Annotated in this window: 5 protein-coding genes; 2 read left to right on the top strand and 3 right to left on the bottom strand. The window is 69.0% G+C overall.

The annotated features are described in order from the left end of the window. A partial coding sequence (locus tag G3N99_RS36830) for a penicillin-binding transpeptidase domain-containing protein (RefSeq protein ID WP_277396485.1) occupies positions 1 to 1,175 on the top strand: 1,175 nt, incomplete at its 5' end. 8 nt (positions 1,176 to 1,183) lie between these two features. Next, entirely contained in the window at positions 1,184 to 1,795 is a 612-nt protein-coding gene (locus G3N99_RS36825) for a trimeric intracellular cation channel family protein (RefSeq protein ID WP_174942034.1), read from the top strand. 89 nt (positions 1,796 to 1,884) lie between these two features. Here the strand turns inward: G3N99_RS36825 and G3N99_RS36820 are convergent, their stop codons facing one another. From G3N99_RS36820 to G3N99_RS36810, 3 genes are all read right to left on the bottom strand, one after another. Then, the gene (locus G3N99_RS36820) at positions 1,885 to 2,271 is read right to left on the bottom strand and encodes a VOC family protein (protein WP_206124814.1); all 387 of its coding nucleotides are present in this window, start codon (positions 2,269 to 2,271) and stop codon (positions 1,885 to 1,887) included. Between the two features lie 112 nt (positions 2,272 to 2,383). Further along, on the bottom strand, positions 2,384 to 3,205 hold the full coding sequence (locus G3N99_RS36815) for a heme ABC transporter ATP-binding protein (RefSeq protein WP_206124813.1): 822 nt from the start codon (positions 3,203 to 3,205) through the stop codon (positions 2,384 to 2,386). A gap of 19 nt (positions 3,206 to 3,224) precedes the next feature. Then, positions 3,225 to 3,383: iron chelate uptake ABC transporter family permease subunit (locus tag G3N99_RS36810; protein ID WP_206124815.1), on the bottom strand; the 159-nt coding region annotated here is incomplete at its 5' end.

Below are 3,383 nucleotides of genomic sequence, written 5' to 3'. Positions count from 1 at the left end.
CGGCCGAATCGTCGCTTGCCCGTACGCTGAGCCGTCAGCCGCGCGCGAAGCGCGATGCGCGCAACGGGCTCGAAGGCGCGCTCGTGTCGCTCGACGCGGCAACGGGCGACATGCTCGCGCTCGTCGGCGGCGCGGATTTCAACCGCAACGTGTTCGACCATGCGCTGCAGGCGTATCGCCAGCCGGGCTCGAGCTTCAAGCCGTTCGTGTATTCGGCGGCGCTGGAAAAGGGCTACTTCCCGGGCGTGCTCGTCGACGATACGCAGCGCACGCTCACGCATGAGGAAACCGGCGCGCGGCCGTGGCGCCCGCGCAATTTCGCCAACAACTACGAGGGTTTCATCCCGGTGCGGCGCGGGCTCATGCGCTCGAAGAACCTCGTCGCGGTCAGCCTGATGCAGGCCACGGACGCGCGCTACGTACAGCAGCACGCGGTGCATTTCGGCTTCGACGCGCAGCGCAATCCGGCGTCGCTGCCGCTCGCGCTCGGCGCGGGCGCCGTGACGCCGCTCGAACTGGCCAGCGCGTACAGCGTGTTCGCGAACGGCGGCACGCGGATGGAGCCGCGCCTGATCCTGTCGGTGAAGCAGCGTCACGGCGGCGCGATATACGAAGCGACGGCGCCGGCAGGCGAGCGCGTCGTGTCGGCGCGCAACGCGTTCGTGATGGACAGCATGCTGCGCGACGTCGTGAAGTCCGGCACCGCGCGCGGCGCGCTTGCGCTGCCCCGCGACGACGCGGCCGGCAAGACGGGCACGTCGAACGGGTCGAAGGATGTCTGGTTCGCCGGCTACTCGTCGGGCATCGTCGCGGTCGCGTGGCTCGGCTACGACACGCCGCGCCCGATGGGGCGTGCGACTGGCGCGTCGCTGGCGCTGCCGGTCTGGCTCGACTACATGAAGACGGCCGTCGACGGGCGTACGCCGGTCGAGGCGACGCCGCCGCAGGACGTCGCGCTCGTCGACGGCGACTTCGTCTACGCCGAATACACGCGCGGCACGTGCACGGCCGACGTGCCGTCGTACATCCGCAGCCGCTTCGCGTGCGGCGGGGCCAGGGCGGCCGATGCGTCCGACGCGCCGGGCAACAACGGCAAGCCCGCCGAGCCGATGCCTGGCGCGGTCGATGCGGCCGAGCGCGAACGCGTGCTCGACCTGTTCCGGACGGATGACTGACGCGCACCATGCATACGCTTTATCTGATTGCAATCGTCGCGGAAGCGATGTCGGGGGCGCTGATGGGCATGCGCCGCGGGATGGACCGCTTCGGGCTCGCGCTGGTCGGCGCGGTGACGGCGCTCGGCGGCGGCACCGTGCGTGACGTGCTGCTCGGCCACTATCCGCTCGGCTGGATCGCGCACCCTGAGTATCTGGTGATCACGCTCGTCGCGGCGACCGTCGCGTCGTGGGTCGCACGGCATGTCGCGCGAATGAAGACGCTGTTCGTCACTGTCGACGCGATCGGCCTCGCGGCGTTCACGATCATCGGCTGCGACATCGGCGCGTCGACGGGCGCTGTGCCGATCATCGTCGTGCTGGCCGGTGCGATCACGGGTGTCTGCGGCGGGATGCTGCGCGACCTGCTGTGCAACGAGATGCCGCTGATCCTGCGTGAGGAACTGTATGCGAGCGTCGCGTTCGTCACGGGCGCGCTCTACGTCGGGATGCAGTACCTTGGCATCGATGCGGGCTTCGCGACGGTCGTCGCGCTGGCGGCCGGGTTCTCGATGCGGATGCTCGCGGTGCGGCTCGGATGGAAGATGCGGACGTTCGGCGCGGCGGATCTCGAGCATTGAGCCGGGAGGCTCGCCACCCGCGCGGCGATGGGGGGCGTGAGCGGTACCGGCCCCGGGCGGTCGGGTGAGCGCCCGGGCCGGACGGATCGTCAGTCGGCCTGCATCACCTGGAAGACGTTGCCTTCGGGATCGATGCCGTCGTACATCGTGTACGCGAATCCGTCATAGCGCTTGAGATCGCGTACCGTCACGCCGTTGCCGGCCAGCCGGTCGCGATGCGTGCCGATGTCCTGGCCGATCGAGAACACGAGCTTCATGTGACTGGCTTCCGCGCGCGCTTCCGAATCGGCAGGTACCGCGTGGCGGAACGCTGGGCCGGCGAGATGCAGTGCCAGCTCGATGGCGCCTGCACCGAGCACGACCCACTCGTTTTCGATCTCCTCGATGACGGGCAGATCGAAATACTGTTGGTAGAACGACTTGAGCGATGCGACGTCCTGAACGTACAGGATGATGCGGGTCATCGGAAGCGGCACGTGAGTCTCCTTGAAGGGGATGCGCGAAGCGCGATTGATGCGTTGTTAGAGTCGTTGCTATCGATCGGGCATGACATCGCACGACGCAATGCTCATGCGATACGCGCCCGCACTACGCGGGCACCATCACCGGCGGCGCACCGTCGCCGGTTTCCACCATCTTTACCGCGAATCCGTAGCACTGCGCGATATGGGCCGGCGTCATCACGTCGCGCGGCGTGCCGTGCGCGACGATCGTGCCGTCGGCGAGCATCGCGATCGTATCCGCATGCCGTGCGGCGAGATTCGGATCGTGCACGATCGCGAGCACGCCGAGCTGCCATTCGCGTGCAACGGCGCGCACGGTTTCGAGCAGGCGGTGCTGATGCGAGAGATCGAGCGCGGCGGTCGGCTCGTCGAGCAGCAGGTAGCGCGGGCCGCTTTCCGTCGCTTCGTCATCCGGCCACAGCTGCGCGAGCACACGGGCGAACTGCACGCGTGCGAGTTCGCCGCCCGACAGCGTCGTGACGTCGCGGCCGACGAGCGTATCGGCGCCCGCCCGTTCGAGCGCGCACCACGCGATGTCGCGGTCCCGGTGCGACGTCGCGCCACTGCGCCGTGCATGCGGATAGCGGCCGAGCAGCACGATTTCGTCGACGCTGAACGGGAACGCCGGCTGCGCGGCCTGCGGCAGCACCGCGCGCAGGCACGCCAGTCGCGGCGCGTCGATACGCGCGAGCGGTTCGCCGTTCAGCGTGATGTCGCCGGTCACGCGTACGCCGTTCGGCGCGACGCCGCCGGTGAGTTCGCCGGCGAAAGTCTTCAGCAGCGTGCTCTTGCCCGCACCGTTGCGGCCGAGCAGCGCAGTCACGCGGCCGGGTTCGATCGACAGCGACAGGTCGCGCAGAATCGCATTGTGTCGACGGGCGACGTCGAGGTGATGGGCGGTCAGCATGATCGTCGTAAAAGAAGGGTTAGCCGCCGAGCGCGCCGCGGCTCTTCCACAGCAGCGCGAGAAAGAACGGCGCGCCGAGCAGTGCGGTCAGCACGCCGAGCGGAATTTCCGCGGGCGCGGCAACGGTGCGCGCGGCGAGATCGGCGGCGAGCGTCAGTAGCGCGCCGAGCAGTGCGGA

Origin of the sequence: Burkholderia sp. Ac-20392 (assembly GCF_017104585.1) — a bacterium.
In the GTDB taxonomy this organism is placed as follows: domain Bacteria; phylum Pseudomonadota; class Gammaproteobacteria; order Burkholderiales; family Burkholderiaceae; genus Burkholderia; species Burkholderia lata.
This window is presented reverse-complemented; position numbering and strand designations above follow the sequence as displayed.

Excerpts from the sequence above, each read along its gene's own strand:
- G3N99_RS36825 (WP_174942034.1), top strand. The coding sequence starts at position 1,184 with ATGCATACGCTTTATCTGATTGCAATCGTCGCGGAAGCGATGTCGGGG.
- G3N99_RS36815 (WP_206124813.1), bottom strand. The coding sequence starts at position 3,205 with ATGCTGACCGCCCATCACCTCGACGTCGCCCGTCGACACAATGCGATT.